Annotated in this window: 21 protein-coding genes and 1 pseudogene; 6 read left to right on the forward strand and 16 right to left on the reverse strand. The window is 62.5% G+C overall.

Features of this window, described 5'->3' with window-relative positions:
- The first annotated feature begins 29 nt into the window (after window positions 1-29).
- Both BLR69_RS01655 and BLR69_RS01665 read left to right on the forward strand, forming a co-directional pair.
- Window positions 30-980 (forward strand): LysR family transcriptional regulator, encoded by a 951-nt coding sequence (locus BLR69_RS01655; protein WP_071495017.1) that lies wholly within the window; start codon window positions 30-32, stop codon window positions 978-980.
- A 179-nt stretch (window positions 981-1,159) separates the two neighbouring features.
- A pseudogene (locus BLR69_RS01665) lies at window positions 1,160-1,453 on the forward strand (MFS transporter); the annotation flags it as partial.
- A gap of 73 nt (window positions 1,454-1,526) precedes the next feature.
- Here the strand turns inward: BLR69_RS01665 and BLR69_RS01670 are convergent.
- From BLR69_RS01670 to BLR69_RS01725, 12 genes are all read right to left on the reverse strand, one after another.
- Entirely contained in the window at window positions 1,527-2,351 is an 825-nt protein-coding gene (locus BLR69_RS01670) for a DUF4198 domain-containing protein (protein WP_071495015.1), read from the reverse strand.
- Window positions 2,352-2,359: 8 nt separating this feature from the next.
- Entirely contained in the window at window positions 2,360-2,683 is a 324-nt protein-coding gene (locus BLR69_RS01675) for a hypothetical protein (protein ID WP_058427124.1), read from the reverse strand.
- Window positions 2,684-2,712: 29 nt separating this feature from the next.
- Window positions 2,713-3,705, reverse strand: coding sequence for a metal ABC transporter solute-binding protein, Zn/Mn family (locus BLR69_RS01680; protein WP_071495014.1), 993 nt, complete (start codon window positions 3,703-3,705; stop codon window positions 2,713-2,715).
- A complete protein-coding gene (locus BLR69_RS01685) occupies window positions 3,702-4,607 on the reverse strand; it encodes a metal ABC transporter permease (protein ID WP_058427123.1) in 906 nt (301 codons plus the stop codon). Before BLR69_RS01685 ends, BLR69_RS01680 begins: the two co-directional genes overlap by 4 nt.
- Window positions 4,604-5,311 (reverse strand): metal ABC transporter ATP-binding protein, encoded by a 708-nt coding sequence (locus BLR69_RS01690; RefSeq protein ID WP_071495013.1) that lies wholly within the window; start codon window positions 5,309-5,311, stop codon window positions 4,604-4,606. The genes BLR69_RS01685 and BLR69_RS01690 overlap by 4 nt, the downstream gene beginning before the upstream one ends.
- The gene (locus BLR69_RS01695; RefSeq protein ID WP_071495012.1) at window positions 5,308-6,240 is read right to left on the reverse strand and encodes a metal ABC transporter solute-binding protein, Zn/Mn family; all 933 of its coding nucleotides are present in this window, start codon (window positions 6,238-6,240) and stop codon (window positions 5,308-5,310) included. The genes BLR69_RS01690 and BLR69_RS01695 overlap by 4 nt, the downstream gene beginning before the upstream one ends.
- On the reverse strand, window positions 6,237-6,938 hold the full coding sequence (locus BLR69_RS01700; RefSeq protein WP_071495011.1) for a DUF6162 family protein: 702 nt from the start codon (window positions 6,936-6,938) through the stop codon (window positions 6,237-6,239). The genes BLR69_RS01695 and BLR69_RS01700 overlap by 4 nt, the downstream gene beginning before the upstream one ends.
- Window positions 6,938-7,426 (reverse strand): DUF6644 family protein, encoded by a 489-nt coding sequence (locus BLR69_RS01705; RefSeq protein ID WP_058427167.1) that lies wholly within the window; start codon window positions 7,424-7,426, stop codon window positions 6,938-6,940. The genes BLR69_RS01700 and BLR69_RS01705 overlap by 1 nt, the downstream gene beginning before the upstream one ends.
- 32 nt (window positions 7,427-7,458) lie before the next feature.
- Window positions 7,459-7,947, reverse strand: a complete 489-nt coding sequence (locus BLR69_RS01710; protein WP_071495010.1) for a DUF6644 family protein — start codon at window positions 7,945-7,947, stop codon at window positions 7,459-7,461.
- A gap of 21 nt (window positions 7,948-7,968) precedes the next feature.
- Window positions 7,969-9,453 carry an alpha/beta hydrolase domain-containing protein gene (locus BLR69_RS01715; protein ID WP_083365759.1) on the reverse strand — a complete coding sequence of 495 codons (1,485 nt, stop codon included), beginning with the start codon at window positions 9,451-9,453 and terminating at the stop codon, window positions 7,969-7,971.
- Window positions 9,454-9,487: 34 nt separating this feature from the next.
- Window positions 9,488-10,270, reverse strand: coding sequence for a hypothetical protein (locus BLR69_RS01720; RefSeq protein WP_071495009.1), 783 nt, complete (start codon window positions 10,268-10,270; stop codon window positions 9,488-9,490).
- Window positions 10,271-10,334: 64 nt separating this feature from the next.
- Entirely contained in the window at window positions 10,335-10,679 is a 345-nt protein-coding gene (locus tag BLR69_RS01725) for a DUF6152 family protein (RefSeq protein ID WP_232000943.1), read from the reverse strand.
- A gap of 286 nt (window positions 10,680-10,965) precedes the next feature.
- Here BLR69_RS01725 and BLR69_RS01730 point away from each other — a divergent pair, with 286 nt between their 5' ends.
- Window positions 10,966-12,303: an alginate export family protein gene (locus BLR69_RS01730; protein WP_071495007.1), complete on the forward strand. Its 1,338-nt coding sequence runs from the start codon at window positions 10,966-10,968 to the stop codon at window positions 12,301-12,303.
- Between the two features lie 65 nt (window positions 12,304-12,368).
- On the opposite strand, the gene BLR69_RS01735 is transcribed toward BLR69_RS01730, so the two are convergent.
- The 3 genes from BLR69_RS01735 to BLR69_RS01745 all read right to left on the reverse strand — a co-directional run bounded on the left by BLR69_RS01735 (window position 12,369) and on the right by BLR69_RS01745 (window position 15,869).
- Window positions 12,369-12,932 carry a cytochrome b gene (locus BLR69_RS01735; protein ID WP_071495006.1) on the reverse strand — a complete coding sequence of 188 codons (564 nt, stop codon included), beginning with the start codon at window positions 12,930-12,932 and terminating at the stop codon, window positions 12,369-12,371.
- A 78-nt stretch (window positions 12,933-13,010) separates the two neighbouring features.
- A complete protein-coding gene (locus tag BLR69_RS01740; RefSeq protein WP_071495005.1) occupies window positions 13,011-14,465 on the reverse strand; it encodes an aldehyde dehydrogenase family protein in 1,455 nt (484 codons plus the stop codon).
- A gap of 27 nt (window positions 14,466-14,492) precedes the next feature.
- The gene (locus tag BLR69_RS01745; protein WP_071495004.1) at window positions 14,493-15,869 is read right to left on the reverse strand and encodes an aspartate aminotransferase family protein; all 1,377 of its coding nucleotides are present in this window, start codon (window positions 15,867-15,869) and stop codon (window positions 14,493-14,495) included.
- A gap of 213 nt (window positions 15,870-16,082) precedes the next feature.
- Here BLR69_RS01745 and BLR69_RS01750 point away from each other — a divergent pair, with 213 nt between their 5' ends.
- The 3 genes from BLR69_RS01750 to BLR69_RS01760 all read left to right on the forward strand — a co-directional run bounded on the left by BLR69_RS01750 (window position 16,083) and on the right by BLR69_RS01760 (window position 19,500).
- Window positions 16,083-17,057: a helix-turn-helix domain-containing protein gene (locus tag BLR69_RS01750; protein ID WP_058427112.1), complete on the forward strand. Its 975-nt coding sequence runs from the start codon at window positions 16,083-16,085 to the stop codon at window positions 17,055-17,057.
- Between the two features lie 23 nt (window positions 17,058-17,080).
- On the forward strand, window positions 17,081-17,821 hold the full coding sequence (locus tag BLR69_RS01755; protein ID WP_071495003.1) for an IclR family transcriptional regulator: 741 nt from the start codon (window positions 17,081-17,083) through the stop codon (window positions 17,819-17,821).
- A gap of 170 nt (window positions 17,822-17,991) precedes the next feature.
- On the forward strand, window positions 17,992-19,500 hold the full coding sequence (locus BLR69_RS01760; RefSeq protein ID WP_232000944.1) for an APC family permease: 1,509 nt from the start codon (window positions 17,992-17,994) through the stop codon (window positions 19,498-19,500).
- Here the strand turns inward: BLR69_RS01760 and BLR69_RS01765 are convergent.
- Entirely contained in the window at window positions 19,497-20,990 is a 1,494-nt protein-coding gene (locus BLR69_RS01765) for an MFS transporter (RefSeq protein ID WP_071495002.1), read from the reverse strand. The genes BLR69_RS01760 and BLR69_RS01765 overlap by 4 nt on opposite strands.

The raw sequence follows: 20,990 nt of genomic DNA on the forward strand, positions 1-20,990 counted from the left end.
TTTGATGATTTATCAAATTTGAATTGAATATGGCCACTGACCGATTGGGTGATATGCGTTTGTTTGTCGAGGCGGCAGCACTCGGCAGTCTGTCTGCCGCAGGACGCAAACTGGCGTTGTCGCCAGCCGCGGCCAGCGCGCGCCTCATCAAGCTTGAGGCGGCGCTGCGCACCAGATTGTTTGATCGCACAACCCGTCAGTTGCGCCTTACGGAAGAAGGTCGGTTTTACTTGCAGCAGTGCTGGGTCGCATTACGGGCTATCGATGAGGCGGAAGCGGGGCTTCAAGCCAGTCGAACTGAAGTGCGTGGCAAGGTGCGGATATCCGCGTCTGCCGACTTTGGCCGCAATCTTTTGAATGACTGGCTTGAGGCATTCAGTGCGTTGCACCCGGAACTGTGCGTCGCGCTGACGTTATCGGATTCGCTGTCGAATCTGCTGCAGGACGATATTGATCTGGCAATCCGGTTTGGGCAGCCACATGAAAGCTCGATGATCGCCAGGCAGTTGGCGCCCAACTGGCGAGTACTGTGCGCTTCGCCTGACTACCTGGCGCGATACGGTGTACCCCAGACCCCAGCTGACCTGGTTAACCACAAATTTATCGTGCTGGTGACTGGCGCAGGGCCATTGAACACCTTTCACTTTGTGGTGGACGGTCAGGAATGGAACCACACCGTACCCATGAGCCAGGCATGGGAAACCAATGATGGCGCACTCGCGCGCGCATGGGCATTGGCCGGGCATGGCATTGCACGTAAGACCATCTGGGATGCGGCAGCCGATATCCGTGCTGGACGACTGAAAGTCCTGTTGCCTGACTTTTGTGTCCCGGAGGCTGGTGTCTACGCGGTACTACATGGCAACCGTTACCGGGTTCCCCGTGTGCGGGTCTTGCTGGATTTCCTTATCGAACAGTTCGATCGCGCAACCGATGAGCTGTTGTCAGGTCTTGAAGTGCCTGATGCCAGGAGGTCGTAAGCCACGTCATACCAGATAAGCGTCGCGGTCAGTCGGCTCGCGGGGCCGGAGGGTACCAGCGCGCCAATCAGGTTTTCCCTCGGGCCGAAAATCGGCAGTGCCATTGAGGAGGCGTGCGGGTCCGTGGCGCCCACGGCGTAGATCGGTTTCATCATTTTTGCCGCCAGGGAGTAGGGCGTTCGCTGATCGCGCTGGCGGGCTTGGGGTTTGGCATCACCGTGAGCAATGTCAGCAGCAACATGACCCTGCAAAGCACCGCGCCCGAGGCGTTGCGTGGGTGGGTGATTGCGTTCTACATCGCCATGCGTTTCGGCTTCGAAGCGATTGGCGGGTTGTTGGCAGGGCTGGCAGCAGCGGCCTTCAGCGTGCAGTGGACCTTGTTGCTGACCGGTGCACTGCTGTTGGCGTATCAGGGCATCAGTGGGTGGATGTCAGTTCGCAGGCACCGTTCTGGCAGGGGGCCGTCAGGGTGACAGTCGGTTCGCTGTTTTGCTGGCAGGCGACTCGACAGAACGCGGCGCTTTGACCGATACCGATAACCGCACGTCATTTCATGTCCCTGGCCTGGATCCACAGCACCGCATCCTGGGACAGAGGTTTGCCCTTGTAGGTTTTGGTCGCGCCGATGTTGAGCGCCGCAATGCCCCACCAGCCAGCGCGTGGCAGGCCGATGGTCACGATGCCTTGGGCATCCGAGTACGTACTCAAGGATTTGAAGGCGGCTTGGGGGGCAGTGACATAGTCCTTCTGGCCAAAGGCGTTGTTTTTGATGTCGACCGCATGATTGACGTACTCGATTTCGATCTCGGCGAATGGAACAGGCTTGCCGTCAGCCAGGACCAACGCGCGGAACACGCCACCCGTCCAGTTTGCATACGGCTTGTTCAGGGGTTGGATCTCAACCGCCAACCCTTGGGGTTCTGACCCATTGCCGGGCACGCCGCCCACGTTCACGACGAGCTTGGTGAACTGTTGGATGTAGACGCCTTCCTCGGTTTCCAGATACGGCTCAGGTTCGAGTACGAAAATATGGTCGCCCAGGGGCCGCACCAACTCCCGTGGAATCGACGCGCGATAGGCGGCCACTGGTTTTTCGCGACCCTGCCACTGGACAGGTTTGAGGTATTGGCGCAGGTCGGTTGTTTTTCCGCCGTGGCCGCTGATGAGGCTGAAGGCCTTGGGTTCACCCATGGCCATCGTCGGCCCACCGGAGAACGGATGCGTGAACACTATGGCAAAGTCCAGGTCGGCCGCACGCTGCAGCGCGGTTTCGTCAAGGTAGAGCATCTGGAAGTGCGCTTTCGCGACGCAGGTCATGCAACCGAAGGTTGCGGCGGCAAAGGCTTGGAGCAGTCGTCGTTTGATCAGCATGGTCGGGCTCACTTTGAGATGTCAGAGGACTGGATCGTGGCGCCATGGTTTTCACCACCGAGGAATTCCACCGAGTACGCGCCGGCGGGGGCCTGGAACGTGTAGCTGTTGTCCTTGTCGACAGTCCCTTCGAGCAATAGCTTGTTGCTGGGGTCCTGGACATGGATTTTTCGACCTGCGGCGGAACTGCCGTCGGTGTAGCCGGCTTCACATTTCACCCAGTCATCGTGCTCGATGTAGCAGTCGAAAACGGGGCCGTGGGCCAGCGCGGCCTGGCAGAACAGCAGGGCACCTGCCAGCAGTATCGGGTGGGCCAAATCTCGCGGTTTCATAAGGTTTCGTTCTCCATGGTCGAAGTGGATCACTGCGGCGTCGCCGTTTGGGCGGCAGCCATTGCGGGAGCGGCCGGCGCGAAGGCCGCCAGCAAGGCGTCGAGGTTGGCACTCAGCAGCGCCTCGTAGCTGTTGGCCTGGTTGGCGAGCATGCCCGGGTTGCCGCTATCCAGGATCAGCAGGCGTGCGCCGCCGTCCTCGATGGCCTGTGCAATCCTGGCGTCAGGCGCCCATTTGTGAACCACCACGCGGATATCTCGCTCGCGAAGGTAGCGGGTCAGGGCGGCGCGGTCGGCGTCCGTCCAGTCGATGTCCTGGCGCACGAACCAACCGTCCACATACACGCCGAACTCGCCGAACAGGTAGACCGGTTCGCTGACCAGCGACAGCACGCGCAGGTCCGGCACTTTCAGCAGTCGATCGCCGTAGTCGGCCTTCAGGCGGCGCATGCGGCCGTCGAGCGCAGCGAGGTTGCGCGCGATCCGTGGCGCGTCGGTCGGGGACAGCCGTGCCAGGTCGGCGGCAATCAATGCCGACATGCGCATGGCATTGATCGGCCCCAGCCAGGCGTAAGGCGATGGGCCGCCTTCGCCGTTGCGGGCGTCTGCCCAAGGCACATCGTTTGCCGGCACGCGTGTCACGGCCACGCCGGGCTTGAGGCTGTCCCAAGAGTGCGACGCATCGATCTCGACGATCCGCAGGTTGTGGCGCCGCGCCGTCGCATACAACGGGTCGGCGCGCCACAGGCTGCTCAGGGTGACCACAGCGACGGCCCTCTGGAACACCGCCGGCTCCAGGCGCGACAGCGCGTTGGCCTGGCTTTCCATGGGCACGGCGGCGTCCAGCGGGACACGTACGACCTCGATGTGCGTGCCTTCGCCGAGTGCCGAGGTGAGTGCATACATCGCCGGCAGGGCGACGAGCACTTGCTGTTGCTCCTGCGCAAAGGCTGACGGCGCGCCACCCAGCAGCAGTGCGAACAGCGCCAGCCAAGGGCGAATTGAGCGGTTGAACCTTTTCATACGCTGGCCCCTTTGAACTGCGGCGCGGTGCCGCGGATGAGGGTGGTGAAGGCAAATACCAAGGCTGCGACGATCACGATGGCGCCACCCGTGGGGACCGGAATATGGAACTGCATCGGTGCCAGAATCCCGACCACACAGGAAAAGGTCGCAATCAGGACCGCCCACGTGACCAGGCCCGGCAGTGAGCGGCTGATGTTGCGGGCCGCGGCTGCCGGTATCAGCAGCAAGGCCTCGACCAACACGGCGCCGATGATCTTCAAGCAGGCGACCGTTACCAGGGTGACCAACACCACGAACAGGTACTCGACGCTGCGCACCTTGACGCCTCGCGCATGCGCCAGGCTCGGATTGAGGCTGGAGAGCAACATGCCGTTGTACAGGGGCAGCCCGATCAGCGTGCAAATCACCGTCACACCCAGCAGTACGTTCATGTCGGTGTGGTCGACCGCCAGGATCGAGCCGAACAGCACGCCTTCCATCACGTGTGTGTTGATTTTCGCTGACACGAACAGCAGCAATGAGGCACCGACCGCCAGCGAGATGGACAGGAACACGCCGATCAACGTGTCATTGGCCAGGGTGGTGCGGTGCTGCGTGTACTTGAGGGTCAGGGCGAACAGCAGGCAGAAGCCGAACATCGAGAAGTAGGGCGAGGTGTAGGACTCGCCGATCAGCACGCCAATGGCCACGCCGGTCATCGCCGCATTGCCCACGGACTGGCTGAAGAACGCCATCCGCTTGATCATCACCATCGAACCCAGCACCCCCAGCAACGGCCCGATCAGCACTGAGCACATCAGTGCATTGATCACGAACTCGTATTCGAACGGTTGCGGCAACACCTGGCTCGCGGCGAGCGCCTGGAGGTGGTCGCGAATGAAGTCGTACAGGGCATTCATCGAATGGCCTCCAGTCGGCTGTCGAGCTGATCGGCAGGGCCGTGAAACAGCACCCGTTGATTGATAACGGTCACGGACTGCGCGATACGCTTGACCTGTTCAAGGTCGTGGTTGATCCACAAAATGGTCACCCCACGGCGGTTCAGCTCGGCCACCAGCGCCTCTACCAGGCGCACACCGGGCTCGTCGATCCCGGCGGTCGGTTCATCGAGGATCAGCAGCCACGGCATCGGGCTGATCGCCTGGGCCAGCAGCACCCGCTGACGCTGGCCACCGGACAGGCTGCCAAAGGGCTTTTTACCCATCCCCGCCATGCCGGTACGCTCCAGGGCCTGGGCATGGGCCGCCTTGGCGGCGCGGCCTGCGCCCAGGAAGGCGGGCCGGCGTTGACCCAACAGGGCCATGAGATCGTTCACTGTCATGGGCACGTTGCGGTCGAAGTCCGGCAACTGCGGCACATACCCCATGGGCGTCGTGAGTTCACCCTCGAGCCGGATCGTTCCCGAATGCGGCATCTGGCCCAGCAGCGCACGCACCAGTGAGGTTTTGCCGCCGCCGTTGGGGCCGACCAGGCAGTGCAATGCGCCGGCCTCGATGCGCATGCTCACTTGATCGAGCACCTGCGTGCCTCCCAGTCGCAGGGAGACGTTGTCGAACACAATGGCGGGGCCGCGCATCGCGTGTTGCTCCTTCAGCGCGTTCATTGCTGCGTAAACTCGACGGCTTGCGCCAGGGTCTCGAGGTTTTCGCGCATCGCGACCTCGAATTCGTCCGCGCTGTAGCTATCGCCGGTGATATGAGACAGGGCGAACACCTTCACGCCGGTGGCAGCTTCGATGGGTTTGGCCAGGTCGAGGGAGAAGTTCTTTTCGGCGAACAGCACCTTGACGTTGGCCTTCTTGATCGCCTCGATGGTGTTGGCCAATTGGCGTGCCGTCGGTGCAACGCCATGGCGCGGCTCGATCACGGCGCTTACGAACAAGCCGAACTCCTGCATCATGTAGTCGTAGCCGGCATGGGTCGTCGCACAGCGGAACGACGACAGGTCCAGTGCGGCGAAGCGCGTCATGAAGCCTGCGCGCAGCGCACGGATACGGCCGGCATACGCCAGCGCATTCTTGCGATACTCGCCCGCGTTGTCCGGGTCCAGCTCGCCCAGCCGGCGAGCGATTTCGAACACCTGTTGGATCGCTGCCGTGGTCGAGACGAAGGTGTGCGGGTTGACCACCTTGACCCCTTCCTGGTCACCGCCGATGGGAATCAGCGCCACCGTGGCATTCGCCTGGATAATCGGCAGCGTTTGCGTGCGGCCGGCGGCCTTGATGATCTGGAAGGCCCATTCATCGTGCCCGATACCGTTGACCACCAGCACATCGATATTCATCGCGCGGGTGATGTCATCGGGTTGCGGCTGGTAATTGTGCGGGTTGGCCTCTGCCGGAATCAGCGCAATGACTTGCGCCCGATCGCCCACGATATTGGCCACGAAGCTGTAGTAGGGATGCAGGGTGATACCGATTCTGAGTGGCTTCGCCGAGGCGAAGGCCGGGCCGGCGAGTGCGATGGCGCTGATCAGCACCCACAGCGCGATGCAACGGCGCCACACGGCGCGATGTTTCGTAGAAACAGTCATGGCTGGGTTCCTTTTACGCGTTCGATTTCGCTGGCACCGTCGTACGGGATGACTTGGCGCCAACCATCGCCGACCAGCGATTCCGGCTTGACGATGGCGGGGTAGGGCGCGTTCGGGTCACGGTGGACCCAGATCGTCGCCTGGTTGGCCCACATCACACCGGCGTGGGCGTGGCCGATGATCAGCAGGTAGGCGCTCTGGCCCGGCGCGTGGCCGGCTGAGCCGTAATAGACCGTGGCGCCCTGGCCCAGGGTGGCCTTGGACACATCGCTCACGGCAGGTGCCGCCGCCGTGGCGTCGTCCGCGCCACCCGGATGGGCCAGGTGGGTGCCGGGCAGAATCAATTGCCAGTGCACCTCGCCATTGGCCTTCCAGAAGGCATCACGGTAGAACGGCGGCAGCAACAGCTCCTGTGCACGCTCCAGGGTGATCCAGCCGCCGGTATCGTTGTTGTTCCAGATGATTTCTTCGCCGGCCGGCAGCAAGGCGCTGTGGATGGCCTGGTCGACCGCACCCAAGCCGTCAAAGGAACGCACCTGCCAGCTCAGTGGGGTGGGCGGGCCGACTCTTTCCGGGCGCAGCATCACATAGCCGGCCACGCTGGCGATTACGGCCAGGGTCGCCAGCAGCAGGCCCAGCGACTCCCATGCGCCGGAGCGTGGTCGCACCTGGGTGATCGCAGCGGCTGGGCGCGCCATCAGAGAAACGCAATCCAGCGGCCCAGGAAGACCACGCCGGCCCACAACAGCAACGAGCTGAACCCGGCGACACGCGCCTGACGGGGAGGCGGCAGCGTCGTGTCCCATTCGGCAATTCGGCGAAAGGCGCCCAAGTGGAACACCGCCATGTTGGCGCCGGCCAGCATCAGCAGGCCCATTTTCAGCAGGAACGCGGTGTTCTGCACATAGGTCGTGCCATTGGCACAGAACATCAGCAGGCCGGTGATCACGCAGGTCACGAACGCGACCCAGGTGTAGGGCAGCAAATCCTGGATCAGTTTCAGCGCGCCGCGTCGGTGGGCGGTTACGCCCAGCAGGCGCAGGTCAACGACGGCGATGGTGCCGTAGACAATGGCGATGCCGATCACGTGTACCGATTCCAGCATTGGAAAGGCCGAGCCTGACTCGCGGATGAACGTCGCGACAGGCGTGTCCTGGATGGCTTGCAGCAGGGGTTGAATATCCATGGCGAATACCTGAGAACTTTCGTTGAACACACTTAGATCGTGTAGGCGATCCAGCGACCGCAAATGATCACGACGCACCACAAAGCGATCGACAGCCATGCGCATGCCTTGACCGAGCGCGTCGCGTCGTCGCTGCCTGCCGTGCCGGCAGGGCGCAGCAGCGGACGCCGCAGCAGCCAGGTCACGCTGAACGCCGTCACCACCAGGACCATCTTCAGCCAGAACGTGGAGTTGACGAGTACCCGGTCAGGCTCGGCGATGATCATCAGCAACCCGGTACACAGCAGCACGATCAGTGCATTGCGCATCCACGGGTAGTAACGGCGAACGATGCCGCGCAAGGGTTCCTCGCGGGCGAACACACCCGCCAGTCGAAGGTCGGAGATGAGCGCCGAGCCGAAGAGCACGGTGATGGCGATGATATGAATGCTCTGCACCGTGGGGATGACCCACAGGATGTCGCGGATCGCAGTGCTGAACGGTGAGGCGTAGATCCAGGCAATGATGAGTGAAGATGACATCGGCTTTTCTTCCGCAGTGGGTTAGAAGTCTTGAGGGGATGCGATCGGATGCAGCCCCGCCGCGTCCTCCGGCAGCAAGTAGCCTTCCTTGATCGAAACCGCTTTGGCGTCTTCGAATTTCTGTGCATAGCGGCTGAAGCTTCCATAGTGCTTGCCCAGCACTTCCTTCGAGTAAGGCACTTTGGTGTCGTAGATCAGCCCGCAGCCGGTCTCTTGATCGGTGAGGTAGGTGGCGCTGGGCACCTGGATCCACGGCGGGCGCACACCGCCCTGCAAGTTGCCGGTGGCGGGCGCCCGCGCGGCGGCCTTGCCGTCACGTACCACCCGGGGGGCGCGGGGCATGGGTTTGCCGTCGCGTACCCATTGGTCCATGCCGTCGAGCAGTGCCGAGACCACGTGCTCGACCGGTTCGTCATACAGCGTCTGGCAGCGCGGGTCGTCGCCCTTGCCGACGTCGGCCGCGAGCGGTTCGGTGTGCTCCGTGCCGAGGTCGGCCAGGCGCAGATGGGGCATGCCGGTCACTTCGTAGTAGCGAAGCTGCGGGGTGTCGGTGTCGGGAGGCAGTGGGATACCTTCGATCACGTCGTGCATCAGTTCGGACTGGCTGAAGACGGTCACGAACGGCACGCCTTCGGGCATCTGGCGAGGTACTCGCAGCACATCGCCGCCGACTTCTCCGTAGGCCATGCGGCCCGTCATGTAAGCGTCGATCAGCGGCGTATCGTCGGGCATGCGCCATTGCTGGTGACGCCCCTGGTCGAGATAGTCCATCCAGACCTGCGCGGTGACGGCCCAGCTATTCACATACACGCGCTGCACATCGAGGCCCGCCAGCGGACTCTGCGCCCCATTGCTCTTGAGCAGCAGTGCCAGTTGCGCACCGATGCCCTGGGACTGTGGCACGAAGGGATCGGGCGCTGCGCCACGGGTGAACCGTGCCGGGTCGTAGTAGGTGCCCAGCGGCGCATAGCGCGCGTAGTCGAAGCGGCGCATGAATTCGAAATTGACGATCCGTCCGTACTGGTCGATTTGCGCCGCCTCGGCCGCCGGGGTGTCCGAAATGAACTTGGGGTCGACTGACGGCTTGTTCACATTCAGGGTGTACCCGACGTACGCATAGCCGCGCCGCAGCAAGTAGTCACGCGTCAGGATCCAGCCTGCGCCACGCTCGCCGAACCAGCTGAACGGCTCGATCACCACCGTGCCATTGAAGCGCGCCGGGTCGGCCGGTTTGCGCACCAGAATGCGCGTGGTGTAAGGCGCTTCCAGCAAGGTTTTACCGGCGGCAGTGATGGCCGGGGCGACGCCTTGCAGGTAGTACTCTTGCTCGATGTAGCCGTAGTGGTCGAGGTCGCTGTATTCGGTGCCCGGGCGTGTCGCCGACGACAGCGGCGGCTTGTCGGAAGGCGGCACTGCGATGGCCGTGGGCATGCGCGGCACCTCGGCGAGCACGCTCGACGCGATGAACAGCGACAACGCGATGCTGATGGGGGTCAGGCGTTTCATTCACAAAAGCTCCGGCAGGGGTGGGAGGGTGGCGTCACTCAAGGCTCAGGGAAGCCTTGCCCTCGCTGTCGATCACGATCTGGTTGTTCTCGCACACGTACTCTTGAATGGCGTAGTTGGAGCGCTTGTACTCGAACGTAAAGCGATACGGAGCGTTGAGTACCTGCGGGTCTTCGATCAGGACCTGGTTTTCCAGGTGATCCGGCCCGCGCAACCGCATGCGTTCGGTGATCTTCATCGCCGGCCCATGGGGCACGTCGTAGAAGCGCACATCGGTTCGCACGCGTTGGGTCTCGACGACCAGCGTGTCGCCTTCCCAGTGGCCACGCGAATGGCCCTGGTACAACGGGTCGAGCTTTTCCAGGGGCGGCATGGGCTGGTTCAAAAGAATCCGCCGCACCTGCTGGAGATACTCGCCGAGGATGATCACTTGCTTGTCGTCGCGAATGATCTGGATCGGGAACAGCGCTGCCATCATCGTCGGCATGCCCTCGGGCAGGCACTTGGAGCTGGTGGTGGCAATCGGTGTGCCGGCCTCGTTGGCCACGGCTTCTTTCTTCTTGAGTTCGGCGTACTCGGCGGCGTAGGACGCCTTGAGGTCCATTGGGCCGCCGGGGTGCACCGGGTCGTCCGGGTTCTCGCCGAACCAGTCGTCCGGGGTTCTTTCCCAGGTGCCGCTGATGTCTGGCCGTGTGGCCACGCTGTGCTTGTCGGTTGGGGGTTTTGACGCTGTCGCGGCGCTGCTCATCGCGGCGAAGGTCACGAGGACCACCCCCAGGAAGACCATGGCGGTGTTGGCGGTGCGTGCTGGTTTCATTGAAATGTCTCCGCGTTGCTGGTTGGCCCAGTTCTGTTGTTGTCGCACTCGCAAAGGGTTGCGTTTAACCGCCGCCCGAGAGCACCACGTCGCCCATCTTGATCTCCACCAGCAGCCCGCCCGGTTCGCCGTTTTTCAACGGTTTGAACGACACCTCGGCGTTTGCGCCGGCCTTGACCGAGTCGGCAGTCCAGCCTGTGCGCTGCAGCGCGTTGACGCTGCCCGTCTCGATCTTGAAGCGCTGGGCCGGCGGGCCGGGAACATCGACGTAGATCGTGATGTGCGGGTTGGTCCAGGCGAAGCGCTCGACCACACCCTGGATCGTGATCGTCTGGGTCTGGTCGAACAGCGCGAAGGAATGGTGGGCACTGGCAACAGGCGCCAAGGCACTGCAGGCGATGAGGGTCATAAGGCAAAGCCTTTGACGGAGCGACGGAAAGCGTGACGAAGGGGTCATGACGGGTGCCTCGGTTTTTATGGTTCTTATGGGCCCAGCATAGGGTGCTCGCGCTCACTGGCCGTAGCCGAAAACGGCAACCATTGAAGGTCTTCAGAGGGTTTGGCGCAGGTGAGGTATCGCGCAACGACAGATCGAAGAACCGGCCCGTGCAGATGCTGATTTGGGTTACCGCGTTGGCGACCCCTGCCGGAACACTCGTGTCTCGCCTCACAACTATAAAAACAGGAGAGACGTCATGCGCATTCCCCCCTACGCGCCATTACTGTCGCTGGTTGCACTCTGTGCAGTCGGCTCACAGGCACAGGCTTATACGCTGTACAACGAAGACGACGGAGCAACCGTGTTGAATGCCGACCTGGGCGCCGCATTCGGCTGGTTTGGCAGTACCCATAACTACCTGGGCGATCCGCAGAAAAAATCCGGCGGCATGCACTGGCAGGAGGGTTACGTCAAATACGGTCTGACCGGCACCACGGATAAGCTGGTTGCCGGTTCGGTATATGGTGGCTTCAGCCTGCTCAGCAGCGGGTCATGGGGTGACGGAGACATGGGGGCGACCACGGCGGGCAATGAGCGACGAACCGCCGTGGAAGACGCGTTCCTGGGCTGGCGATCAGGTGACCTGCTACCCGCCCTGGGCAAGGATGGCGTGGATTTCTCATTCGGACGCCAGATTGTCACGGTGGACGGCTTTCTGATCACCGACGATGGATTTGACCCGGGTAACGCGTTCAACCCCATCGAGGGCGTGCAGGATGGCCGCTTCAACCGGGGGGGCGCCTTTTACCTGGGCCAACGCCTGGCGTTTGGCAACACGGCGGTGCTTAAGCTGGGTGGCAAGGAAGGGCTGCACGGCAGCTTGATATGGCTGAAGTCCGATAACCCTGGGCAGTCCAAGACCGAACTGGCCGTGGGCACCATCGATTACACCACCCCCATCGGTTCGATCGGTTCGACCTACGTGCACGGCCTGGATGTGGACGAGAAATACGCCTTCGGCGATCGGCTTGAGCGCAAGGGCATGAACGTCTACAGCATTCGCGGGCAGGGCAACGCCGGGATCGAGAACGCCGATTTTGCGTTCGAGGTGGCCCGCCAGGAAAAACGTTCGGGCTCACAGCGGGCGATGTTCTTCGACGCGGGTTACACCTTCGTCGATACGCCATGGCAACCGACCGTCAGCTACCGTTATTCGCGCTACTCCGAAGGCTGGGACTTCCTGTTCCAGGGCGGTTATCGCAAGCGCCTGCAGGGCGAAGTCGGGCTTAACTACGCGGGCTCCGTGACATCGAACATGCAGATCAACGACGTACTGCTCTCGGTCAAGCCGACCGAGAAATTGACCCTTAACGCGATGGCGTTCGACTACCACCAGCTTTCCCGCCGCCATGAGCTGGATTTCGCTGCGCAGGAGCTCGATCTGTTTGTGGATTGGGCGGTCACGGAGAACATCACGCTTTCGCCGCTGGTCGGCTTCTACAAGCCGCAGAAGTGGCTGGGCAACGGAGGCCGGCAGAGCGGCGACGCATCAACCAACACGTACATGCAGTTCATTGTGTGGGCGACGTTCTGATGATTCATTGAGGTGTGTTGCGGGGCCGAGCAGGCGTTGACGTTTTGCGTCAACGCCTCATCCCGTCAGAGCATGCGGCGCAACACATCGTTGCGAGGGTCCCGGTCGTAGAAGCGATGCTTGAGCGCGCCCGCCACGTGCAGCACGATCAGGACAAGCAAGGTGTAGGCGAGGACTTTGTGCAGCCATTGGAAGACCGCGAACCAATCGTCATTCTTTGGCAACAGCTCCGGCAGGTTAACCCCAAAAAAGAACACCCCGTCGCTCATGGTGTACGTGCTCGACATGGAGTACCCCATCAAGGGCACGATCACCAGCAGTACATACATGACGCGCTGCGTCAGGCGTGACAAAACCCTTTCGTACCCCGCCAGCGTTTCCAGCGGCTGCGGCAACCTGGGCGTGCGCAAGCGCACAGCGAGCTGAACCAGCACCACCAGGAACGTCAACACCCCGAAGGACTTGTGCCAGGGGTAGTAAAGCTCGTATTTGCTCGCCACCTCATCGTTCATGCCGGTCATATGCCAGCCGACCCAGAGCAGGCCCAGGACGAGCACGGCACGTACCCAGTGCAGCACGCGCAGGGAGGTCGGGTACCGATCGATTGTCGATTGATCTATTGGGTTCATATCAGGCTCTCCACGGAGCGATGCACGGTTCAATGGCCACCCTCGACGTGGGAGGGTGGCTCGGTCAGGACGCGGTGATCAGGCGGGCAGCAGCACGGTGATGACTTTCTCCTCGGTGTAGGCCAGTGCGCCGCTGAACCCGCCCTCACGGCCGATCCCGCTGGTCTTGAGGCCGCCCCACGGCAGGTTGGCGTCCAACGGGCTCCAACAGTTGATCCCCACAGCGCCGGCTTTTACCGCCGCGGCGACGCGGTGTGCCCTGGCCAGGTCGCCGGTCCAGACCGTCGCCGCCAGGCCGTAGGTGCTGTCGTTGGCCAGGGCGATCGCTTCGGCTTCGTCGTCGAACGTAATCAGCGTGCCGACCGGCCCGAAGATCTCGTCCCGGGCGATTTGCATGTCGTTGCGCGCGTTGGCGAAGATCGTCGGACGCACGAACCAGCCCTGCTTGGGTGTCGATACGCCGCCAGCCAATAGCGTCGCACCTTGGTCGATGCCCAGCTGGATGTAGCGGTTGACGCGATCGAATTGGGCTTTCTTGGCGACCGGGCCCATCTGCACGCCGGGCTGGCGAGGATCGCCCACGTTCACCGCCTGTGCAGCCTCGGCCAGCGCCGCGCCGAACCGCTCGGCGATGCTGCGCTGCACCAGGATACGCGAACCGGCGGCACACACCTGGCCCTGGTTGGCGAACAGGCCGAGCGCGCAGCCGCGCAGGGCGTCGTCGAAGGACGCATCGTCGAACACAATCTGCGGGCTCTTGCCGCCCAGTTCCAAGGCCACGCGCTTGAACAGCACGCCGGCGGTGCGCTGGATTTCGCGCCCGGCCTCGGGGCTGCCGGTGAAGCTGATCTTGGCGACATCCGGGTGTTCGCACAGGGCACGACCCACTTCATTGCCGTAGCCGGTGACCACGTTGATCACGCCGTCCGGGAAGCCTGCTTCCTGCGCCAGCAGCGCCAGGTACAGGGCTGACTGCGGGGTTTCTTCGGAAGGCTTGATCACTACGGTACAGCCTGCCGCCAGCAAGGCGGCGAGCTTCCACACCGTGATCATCAACGGTGAGTTCCAGGGCACGATGGCGCCGACCACGCCGACTGGCTCGCGCACCGTGTACGACAGGGTCTTGGTGCCGAAGTAGCCCCCTGTCGGAATGGTGCGACCTTCAAGCTGGTTGGCCCAGCCGGCGGCGGCGCGCAGGTTGGCGATTGCGTTGGGCAGGTCCATCCGGCGTGGTTCGATGGGCGAGCGCCCGATGGCGTTGGCGTCCAGATCGGCCAGCACGTCGCTGTCACGCTCAACCAGGTCGGCCAGTTTCGACAGCAGCCGGCCACGCTGGGCGCCATCGAGCTGGCTCCAGTCGCCGCTTTCGAGTTGGCGGTGTGCAGCGGCCACGGCACGGTCCACGTCCTCGCTCGTGCCCCGTGCGCAGTCGCCGTACACCTGCTCGGTCACGGGGTTGACGAGGTCGATTCGACGACGGTCGAAGGCTTCGCAGGACGCACCTTCGATAAAATGGTTCAAGTGCTCAGTCATTTTGGGGTCCTTGAGTGATGGGCAAAATCAAGCCTTGAGGGCAGCCAGGGCGTCGCCGAAGATGTCCAGTGCCTTGAAGAACAGCTCACGCGAGATCGTCAGCGAGGGCATCACGCGCATCACGTTGCTGTAACGGCCACAAGGAATCATCAGCACGCCGTGGTTGAGCAGGTAGCCCATCAGTTGGCCGATTTTCTCGCCCGCCAGGGGCGCCTTGGTGAGCGGGTCTTCGATCAGCTCGATACCGATCATCAGGCCGCGCCCGCGCACTTCGCCCACCAACGGGCTGTTGAAACCACGAATATGCGCCTGTGCCTCCAGCCCCAATGTGTGGGCGCGGTTGAGCAGGTCGAGTTCCGGGTCCTGGAGGATGCTGATGTTGGTCAGTGCCACCGCCGCCGACAAAGAGTTTGCCGCGAAGGTGTTGGGCATGGAGCCGTCGGGAATCTGCGCCGCCAGGTCCGAGCGCATGATCAGGCCGGCCATGGGCAGGTCGCTGCCGATGCCCTTGCCGAAGGTGAGCATGTCCGGTTTCACGCCTGAATGTTCGACCGCCCACATCTTGCCGGTACGCCCCGCGCCGGATTGCACCTCATCGACGATCAGCAACGTACCGCTGCGGTCGCAGGCCTTGCGCAACAGTTGCAGGAATTCGGGTGAGGGCGGCACGTAGCCGCCTTCGCCCTGCACCGGCTCGACGATCACGGCGGCCACGTCATCGGCGGCGGTGTAGGGGGTGTTCAGCAGGTAGTCGATGTACTCGCCGGCGATCTGCTCGGCGCTTTTGTGGGTGGTGTCGAAGGGGAACCGGTAGGCGTAAGGGTAGGGGGCGTGGATCACGCCGCCCATCTGGGCACCGTAGCCTTTGCGGTAGGCGGTGCCCGTGGTCAGGGAGCCCGATGCGTTCCAGACACCGTGGTAGCCGCCATGGAAGGCGATGATCTGGTGGCGTCCGGTGATGCGCTTGGCGAACTTGATCGCGGCTTCCAGCGCGTCGCTGCCGCTCTGGGTGAAGAAAGTGATGCAGTCGCCACGCAAGCCGTCGGGCGCGATCTCGGAGAGCTTGGCGGCCAGCTCGGTGCGTCGGGTGCTGTTGATCTCGAGGGCATGCATCAGCACTTCCGACTGCTCGCGAATGGCCTGCACCACCTTCGGATGGCAGCGGCCCACGCTGCTGACGCCCACCCCGGCGGACAGGTCGATATAGGTATTGCCGTCCGGGTCCTTGAAGGTCGCGCCCAGTGCGCGGTCCATGGCCACCGGCATACGTCCGCCACCGCGTGCCATTGACTCGGTGCGCGCTGACAGCGCCAGAGCTTCGAGGGTCCTGGGCCCAGGAATGGTCTCGGAGATGATCCGTGGGGCATCCGCAAAATGCAGGGATTCTAGTTTGGCTTCACTCATGACGGTCTCTCTGGAATGTCGATTCAAGTGTGCCGATCATCTCCGGGGTGCATTCCAGACGGGTAGCCCGAATCGGCACATGGGAAAGCGCGTCCGTGGCGGGCTGCAGCCAATCGGAAAAGTGACAAATAATTTGCAGGATTTCTGCTATGTGCGAATATCACCTGGGAAGGCAAGCTAAAAACAAGAATATCGGCAGAGGCTTTCGGCATTATGAAAAACCAGACCATCAGCCATTCCCAGGACATTCACGTTCACGCCGCCACTGTTCAGCAGTGGAGCCAGGACTACAGCCAATTGACGGCTGGGTCCGCCGAATGCTCACTCATGCAGTTGACGACCGCCGGTTGCCACGTATTCCGTGAGCAGATCAACCAGCGTGTCGTGCAACACGGCGTCTCTCCCCGAGGCAAGATGTGTTTTGCGGTGCCGATCAATGTTCCCGGTCCGATTCGCATGCAGGGGCGGGAGGTGGACGACAGCAGCCTGTTCTTTCTCCATGGCGGCGAGGAGTTCATGTTTCATATGCCGCTGGGCATGGAGCTGTTGTCCATCACCTTCGAGCGTGAACTGTTCGAACAGGCCTTGGCGCAAACCGCTTCGGCGAAGGAGCTCAACCTGTTATTGCGCCAACCGGTGATCCGGGTTTCGGCCACACGGTTCGCCCAGGCGCGTCGTCGTTTGCTGACGCTGTTCTCTCAGGCCCTGGTGCAGGAAGAGCTGGACAGCACGCGCGATTTGCAACGCGAGCAGGCGCTGGAACAGGCCATGCTGGGTGAGCTGCTGCAACTGATGACTGACCCGGCCTGTGACAAGCAACAGCGCTCCACCAGTTCCACGCGCAGTTTTATTGTGGAGAAATGCCATCGCCTGGCGACCGAGCAGATGCTGAATGTGCCGAGCGTCATCGAGTTGTGCCAGCGTCTACAGGTGAGTCGGCGCACGGTGCAGAACAGTTTCCGTTCGGTGACTGAGACGACCCCCCTCAACTACTTGCGCTCGGTCAGGCTCAACGGTGTGCGTCGCACCCTGATGTCCACTCCCGCGTCCCACCTCACCATTGGCGATGCCGCCGCTCAATGGGGCTTCTTTCACCTCAGCCATTTTGCCGCCGAGTACCATGAGCTGTTTGCGGAATTGCCCTCCCATACTGCCCGTGCCGCCATTACGCGTTGTGCTTCTGCCTGATCGAATTCACAAGGATGTAGAACATGAACAGCCTGCGCCGCCTGCTGGCGGTCTTCGATTTGTTTCGCCCGGACCAGCCCGTCATTGACGTCGACATCATTTGCCGGGAACTCGGTTATACACCGGCCACTGCCTACCGTTACCTGCGAGAGCTGGGGGATGCGGGTTTATTGAAGCGGTTGCCCCGGGGTTATGCGCTGGGCCCGCGCATTGTCACGCTGGAGCAATTGATGACTCACTATGATCCGCTGCTGGCGTGCAGTCAGGACTTGGTCGAACAGTTGGTCGCCGACACAGGCCTGGATGCGTTGGTCAGTGAGTGGCATGGCGACTCAGTGGTCAATGTACTGGTCCAGCGTGGCACCGATGCCGGACCAGTGGGCGGCGGCAGGGGGCAGCCGATCAGCCTTTTCCACAGTGCGACGTCCCGGGTGGTATTGGCTCACTTGCTGCCACGCCAGATCCGACGCGTGTATGACGCTCACGCTCCGGTCGCTGACAGCCCGCAACACGGGCTGGAATGGAAGACCTTCACCAAGAGCCTGCTTGCCATTCGCAAGCAAGGCTACTGCGTCAGCGACGGTGAACTGCACCCGGGACGCAGTGGTGTCGCCGCGCCGATTTTCGACGACAAGCGGCGTGTCATCGGCAGCATGACCCTGGTGGGGCGCAGTGAACGCTTCCATGCGTTCCAGCAGAGCTACCTGCGTTACCTGGTGACCGGCGCGGCGTCGGAGTTGACCAGCCGCATCGCCTTGCGCTGAGGGCGGCGGGGCAAGCGGTGCGACAGATGACCGATTTGGGCTACCGAAGCGTTCCCGGCAGGCCTAGGATCAGGCCCTGCGTGCGATCAGAACGACAAGCGACTCGGTGACGGTGCGAGATGGACTGCGCCGATCCTACGGCGACTGCCTCATCCTATAAGGTCAACAAAATGAGCGTGATTTTGCCCCACAACCCGCCCCACAACGCGCCCCCAAAAGCCCCCGACGAAACCCTCGACACGACGTCGCCCGACCGCTCTACGCAGCTCAAGCGTGGCGCCCTGGGTGTCGGTTTCATCATCTTCTTCGTGGTGTCGGCGGCGAGTCCGCTCAGTGTGATCGCCGGCGGTTTCCCCATTGGCATCATGCTGGGCAATGGCGCGGGCACCCCGGCTTTGCTGATCCTCGCCTTGCTCGTGCTGCTGGCGTTCTCGGTGGGCTATACCACCCTGTCCCGACATATCACCAACGCCGGCGGGTTCTACGCGTTCACCGCCCGTGGGCTGGGTGGCCTGGCCGGCGGTGCTGCCGGGGTATTGGCGATGTTTGCCTATAACATCCTACAGGTCGGCTTGTATGGCATGTTCGGCGGGGTGGTCAGTGGCACCATGGAAAGCGCATTCGGCCTGGTATTGCCCTGGTGGTCCTACTCGCTGATGGCGATGGCGAGCATTGCGATCCTGGGGTATCGCAAGATCGACCTGTCGGCGCGGGTGCTGTCGGTGATGGTGATCGCCGAATACCTGGCGATCCTGATCCTGGATTTCGCCATTCTCAAATCTGGCGGTGACAGCGGCATCAACCTTGACTCATTCAGCAGCCGCCAGGTATTCAGCGGCACGCCGTCCATCGGTTTGCTGTTCTGCTTCGCCGCCTTTATCGGCTTTGAGGCCACCACCATCTACGGTGAAGAGGCCAAGGATCCCCAGCGCACCATCCCGCTTGCCACCTACTGTTCGGTGTTGCTGATCGGTGGTTTCTACGCGTTGTCAGTATGGTCGATGGTGGTGGGGGTAGGGGCGGACAAAATCGTGCCGATGCTGCAGGCGTTGCAGGATCCGACCACATTTATCTATGGCATGTCCGACCACTTTGTCGGCCCGCACCTGACCCAGGTCATCCGCGTGCTGTTCATGGTCAGTATCTATGCCGGGTTGCTCGCCTTTCACAACGCCGCCGCGCGTTACTTCTACGCCATTGGCCGTGACGGTTTGTTGCACCGCCAGTTGGGCACCACCCATCGCGTGCACCAGAGCCCGCATATGGGCTCGGCCTTGCAGAGCCTGATTTCGGCGGTGGTGGTGCTGATTTTCGCGGCGATGGATGCCGATCCGATCCTGCAACTGTTCGCCTGGCTGTCCAACCTGGCGACGTTGTGCGTGATCTTGCTGATGGCGCTGACTTCTGCGGCGGTGCTGGTGTTCTTCCGGCGCCACCCCGAGCTCAAGGTCGGTGTTTGGCGCGGGCAGATTTTCCCCGGTTTCTCGTGCCTTGCACTGTGGGTGGTGCTGGTACTGGCGGTGGTGCATTTCGATGTATTGACCGGTGCCAGCCAAATGTTGTCCTACAGCCTTTGCGCCATTATTCCGCTGGCCTTGTTGGGTGGCGTGTTCCTGGCGGCCAGGTTGCGCAAGGTATCCCCTCAGCGGTTCCTGGCCCTGGGCAGCCACAAACTTTAAGGCGCGGCCTGCACCGGTGGCTTGCTCCGCTTGACCAGCAGCGCTGCAATCAACAGCAGTGCCGCGGACGCCGCCAGCACCGCGACAAAGCCTGCGTCAAACGCCGAACGGGCGGCCGCGCTCAACATCGCGCGGCCTTCGGGCGACAAGGTTTCAGCGACCACCAGCGCATCGTCAAGACTCTCGAATGTCGCCGGGTTGCGGGTCAGCCACGCTGGGATCATCACGCCCGCCGCATTGGCATAGATCGCTGACAGCAGGCTGCCGGCGAGCGTCACGCCCACCGCGCCGCCCAGCTCAAAGGACACTTCTTCGATGGACGCCGCCATGCCCGCCTGGTCTGCAGGCACGCTGAGCATGATGCTACTGGATGAAGCGGTCAGCGCCGCGCCAATCGTAAAGCCCAGCAGCGCGAGGCTGATGATTTGCGCAGGTGCCGCAGCGTTGTAGAGCAACAGGTAGGACAGCATCGCCGCTGACGACAACAGCAATGTCCAGAACAGCATGCGTTGGTTGCCGAGGCGAGGCAGGTAATACCCGGCAAGCGGCCCGGAGATGAACGAGCCCAGGGGCAGCGGCAGGATGAACAATGCCGCCTCCAGCGGCGACAAGCCCAGCACCAGTTGCAGGCGCTGGCTGAACACCAGTTCCATGCCGATCAACGCCGCGGCTGATACCACCGCTGAAATAACCGCGTTTCTGAACCCCGGCGCCTTGAACAGCTCGAGGTCAAGCATCGGTTGGGTGGCTCGGCGCTGGCGGCGAATGAACAGCGTCAGAAACAGCGTGCCCAAGGCCATTGCCACCAGCATGCCCTCCAACGACGCTGCCCGCTTGCCGAGTTCCTTGGCGGCATACGCCACGCTGATCAACCCGATCATCACCTGGAGCGACCCCAGCCAGTCCCAGCGTTTGCTGATATCCCCCGGATGATTGGGGATCAACCGCGCGCCCACCACCAGCGCCACCAGCACAATCGGCACATTGATCAGAAATACCGAACCCCACCAGAAATGCTCCAGCAACAGGCCGCCCACCACCGGGCCGAACGCAGCGCCCCCTGACGCAACCGAGGCCCAGATACCAAATGCCATGGCCTGTTCGCGTGGGTCGATGAACGTCACGCGCACGATCGCCAGCGTGGCGGGCATCATCATCGCCGCGCCGACCGCCAGAAACCCACGCGCGCCAATCAGTACGCCGGCGGTGGGCGAAAACGCCGCGATCAGCGAGAACAGGCCAAACACGCCGAGCCCGCCGATGAACAGGCGTTTGTGCCCCAGGCGATCACCGAGCGTACCCATGCCCAACAGCAGGCCGGCGGCGATCAGCGCATAAATGTTGACGATCCACAGCTTCTGCGAAGCCGAAGCGTTCAGCTCGCGGGTCAGCGTGGGCAGGGCGGTGTAGAGTACCGTCATATCGATGACGATGAGCAGCAATGCGCTGGAAATAATCGCGAGGATCAGCCAGCGTCGAGGAGAGGTCAT

The sequence above is a fragment of the Pseudomonas azotoformans genome, assembly GCF_900103345.1.
Taxonomy (GTDB): domain Bacteria; phylum Pseudomonadota; class Gammaproteobacteria; order Pseudomonadales; family Pseudomonadaceae; genus Aquipseudomonas; species Aquipseudomonas azotoformans.

What these genes read in the sequence shown, in the direction of transcription:
- BLR69_RS01690 (WP_071495013.1), bottom strand. Translation starts at nt 5,311, where the DNA reads ATGAACGCGCTGAAGGAGCAACACGCGATGCGCGGCCCCGCCATTGTG.
- BLR69_RS01740 (WP_071495005.1), bottom strand. Translation starts at nt 14,465, where the DNA reads ATGACTGAGCACTTGAACCATTTTATCGAAGGTGCGTCCTGCGAAGCC.
- BLR69_RS01735 (WP_071495006.1), bottom strand. Translation starts at nt 12,932, where the DNA reads ATGAACCCAATAGATCAATCGACAATCGATCGGTACCCGACCTCCCTG.
- BLR69_RS01765 (WP_071495002.1), bottom strand. Translation starts at nt 20,990, where the DNA reads ATGACCTCTCCTCGACGCTGGCTGATCCTCGCGATTATTTCCAGCGCA.
- BLR69_RS01675 (WP_058427124.1), bottom strand. Translation starts at nt 2,683, where the DNA reads ATGAAACCGCGAGATTTGGCCCACCCGATACTGCTGGCAGGTGCCCTG.
- BLR69_RS01750 (WP_058427112.1), top strand. Translation starts at nt 16,083, where the DNA reads ATGAAAAACCAGACCATCAGCCATTCCCAGGACATTCACGTTCACGCC.
- BLR69_RS01715 (WP_083365759.1), bottom strand. Translation starts at nt 9,453, where the DNA reads ATGAAACGCCTGACCCCCATCAGCATCGCGTTGTCGCTGTTCATCGCG.
- BLR69_RS01730 (WP_071495007.1), top strand. Translation starts at nt 10,966, where the DNA reads ATGCGCATTCCCCCCTACGCGCCATTACTGTCGCTGGTTGCACTCTGT.
- BLR69_RS01680 (WP_071495014.1), bottom strand. Translation starts at nt 3,705, where the DNA reads ATGAAAAGGTTCAACCGCTCAATTCGCCCTTGGCTGGCGCTGTTCGCA.
- BLR69_RS01710 (WP_071495010.1), bottom strand. Translation starts at nt 7,947, where the DNA reads ATGTCATCTTCACTCATCATTGCCTGGATCTACGCCTCACCGTTCAGC.
- BLR69_RS01720 (WP_071495009.1), bottom strand. Translation starts at nt 10,270, where the DNA reads ATGAAACCAGCACGCACCGCCAACACCGCCATGGTCTTCCTGGGGGTG.
- BLR69_RS01745 (WP_071495004.1), bottom strand. Translation starts at nt 15,869, where the DNA reads ATGAGTGAAGCCAAACTAGAATCCCTGCATTTTGCGGATGCCCCACGG.
- BLR69_RS01725 (WP_232000943.1), bottom strand. Translation starts at nt 10,679, where the DNA reads ATGACCCTCATCGCCTGCAGTGCCTTGGCGCCTGTTGCCAGTGCCCAC.
- BLR69_RS01655 (WP_071495017.1), top strand. Translation starts at nt 30, where the DNA reads ATGGCCACTGACCGATTGGGTGATATGCGTTTGTTTGTCGAGGCGGCA.
- BLR69_RS01670 (WP_071495015.1), bottom strand. Translation starts at nt 2,351, where the DNA reads ATGCTGATCAAACGACGACTGCTCCAAGCCTTTGCCGCCGCAACCTTC.
- BLR69_RS01705 (WP_058427167.1), bottom strand. Translation starts at nt 7,426, where the DNA reads ATGGATATTCAACCCCTGCTGCAAGCCATCCAGGACACGCCTGTCGCG.
- BLR69_RS01700 (WP_071495011.1), bottom strand. Translation starts at nt 6,938, where the DNA reads ATGGCGCGCCCAGCCGCTGCGATCACCCAGGTGCGACCACGCTCCGGC.
- BLR69_RS01760 (WP_232000944.1), top strand. Translation starts at nt 17,992, where the DNA reads ATGAGCGTGATTTTGCCCCACAACCCGCCCCACAACGCGCCCCCAAAA.
- BLR69_RS01695 (WP_071495012.1), bottom strand. Translation starts at nt 6,240, where the DNA reads ATGACTGTTTCTACGAAACATCGCGCCGTGTGGCGCCGTTGCATCGCG.
- BLR69_RS01755 (WP_071495003.1), top strand. Translation starts at nt 17,081, where the DNA reads ATGAACAGCCTGCGCCGCCTGCTGGCGGTCTTCGATTTGTTTCGCCCG.
- BLR69_RS01685 (WP_058427123.1), bottom strand. Translation starts at nt 4,607, where the DNA reads ATGAATGCCCTGTACGACTTCATTCGCGACCACCTCCAGGCGCTCGCC.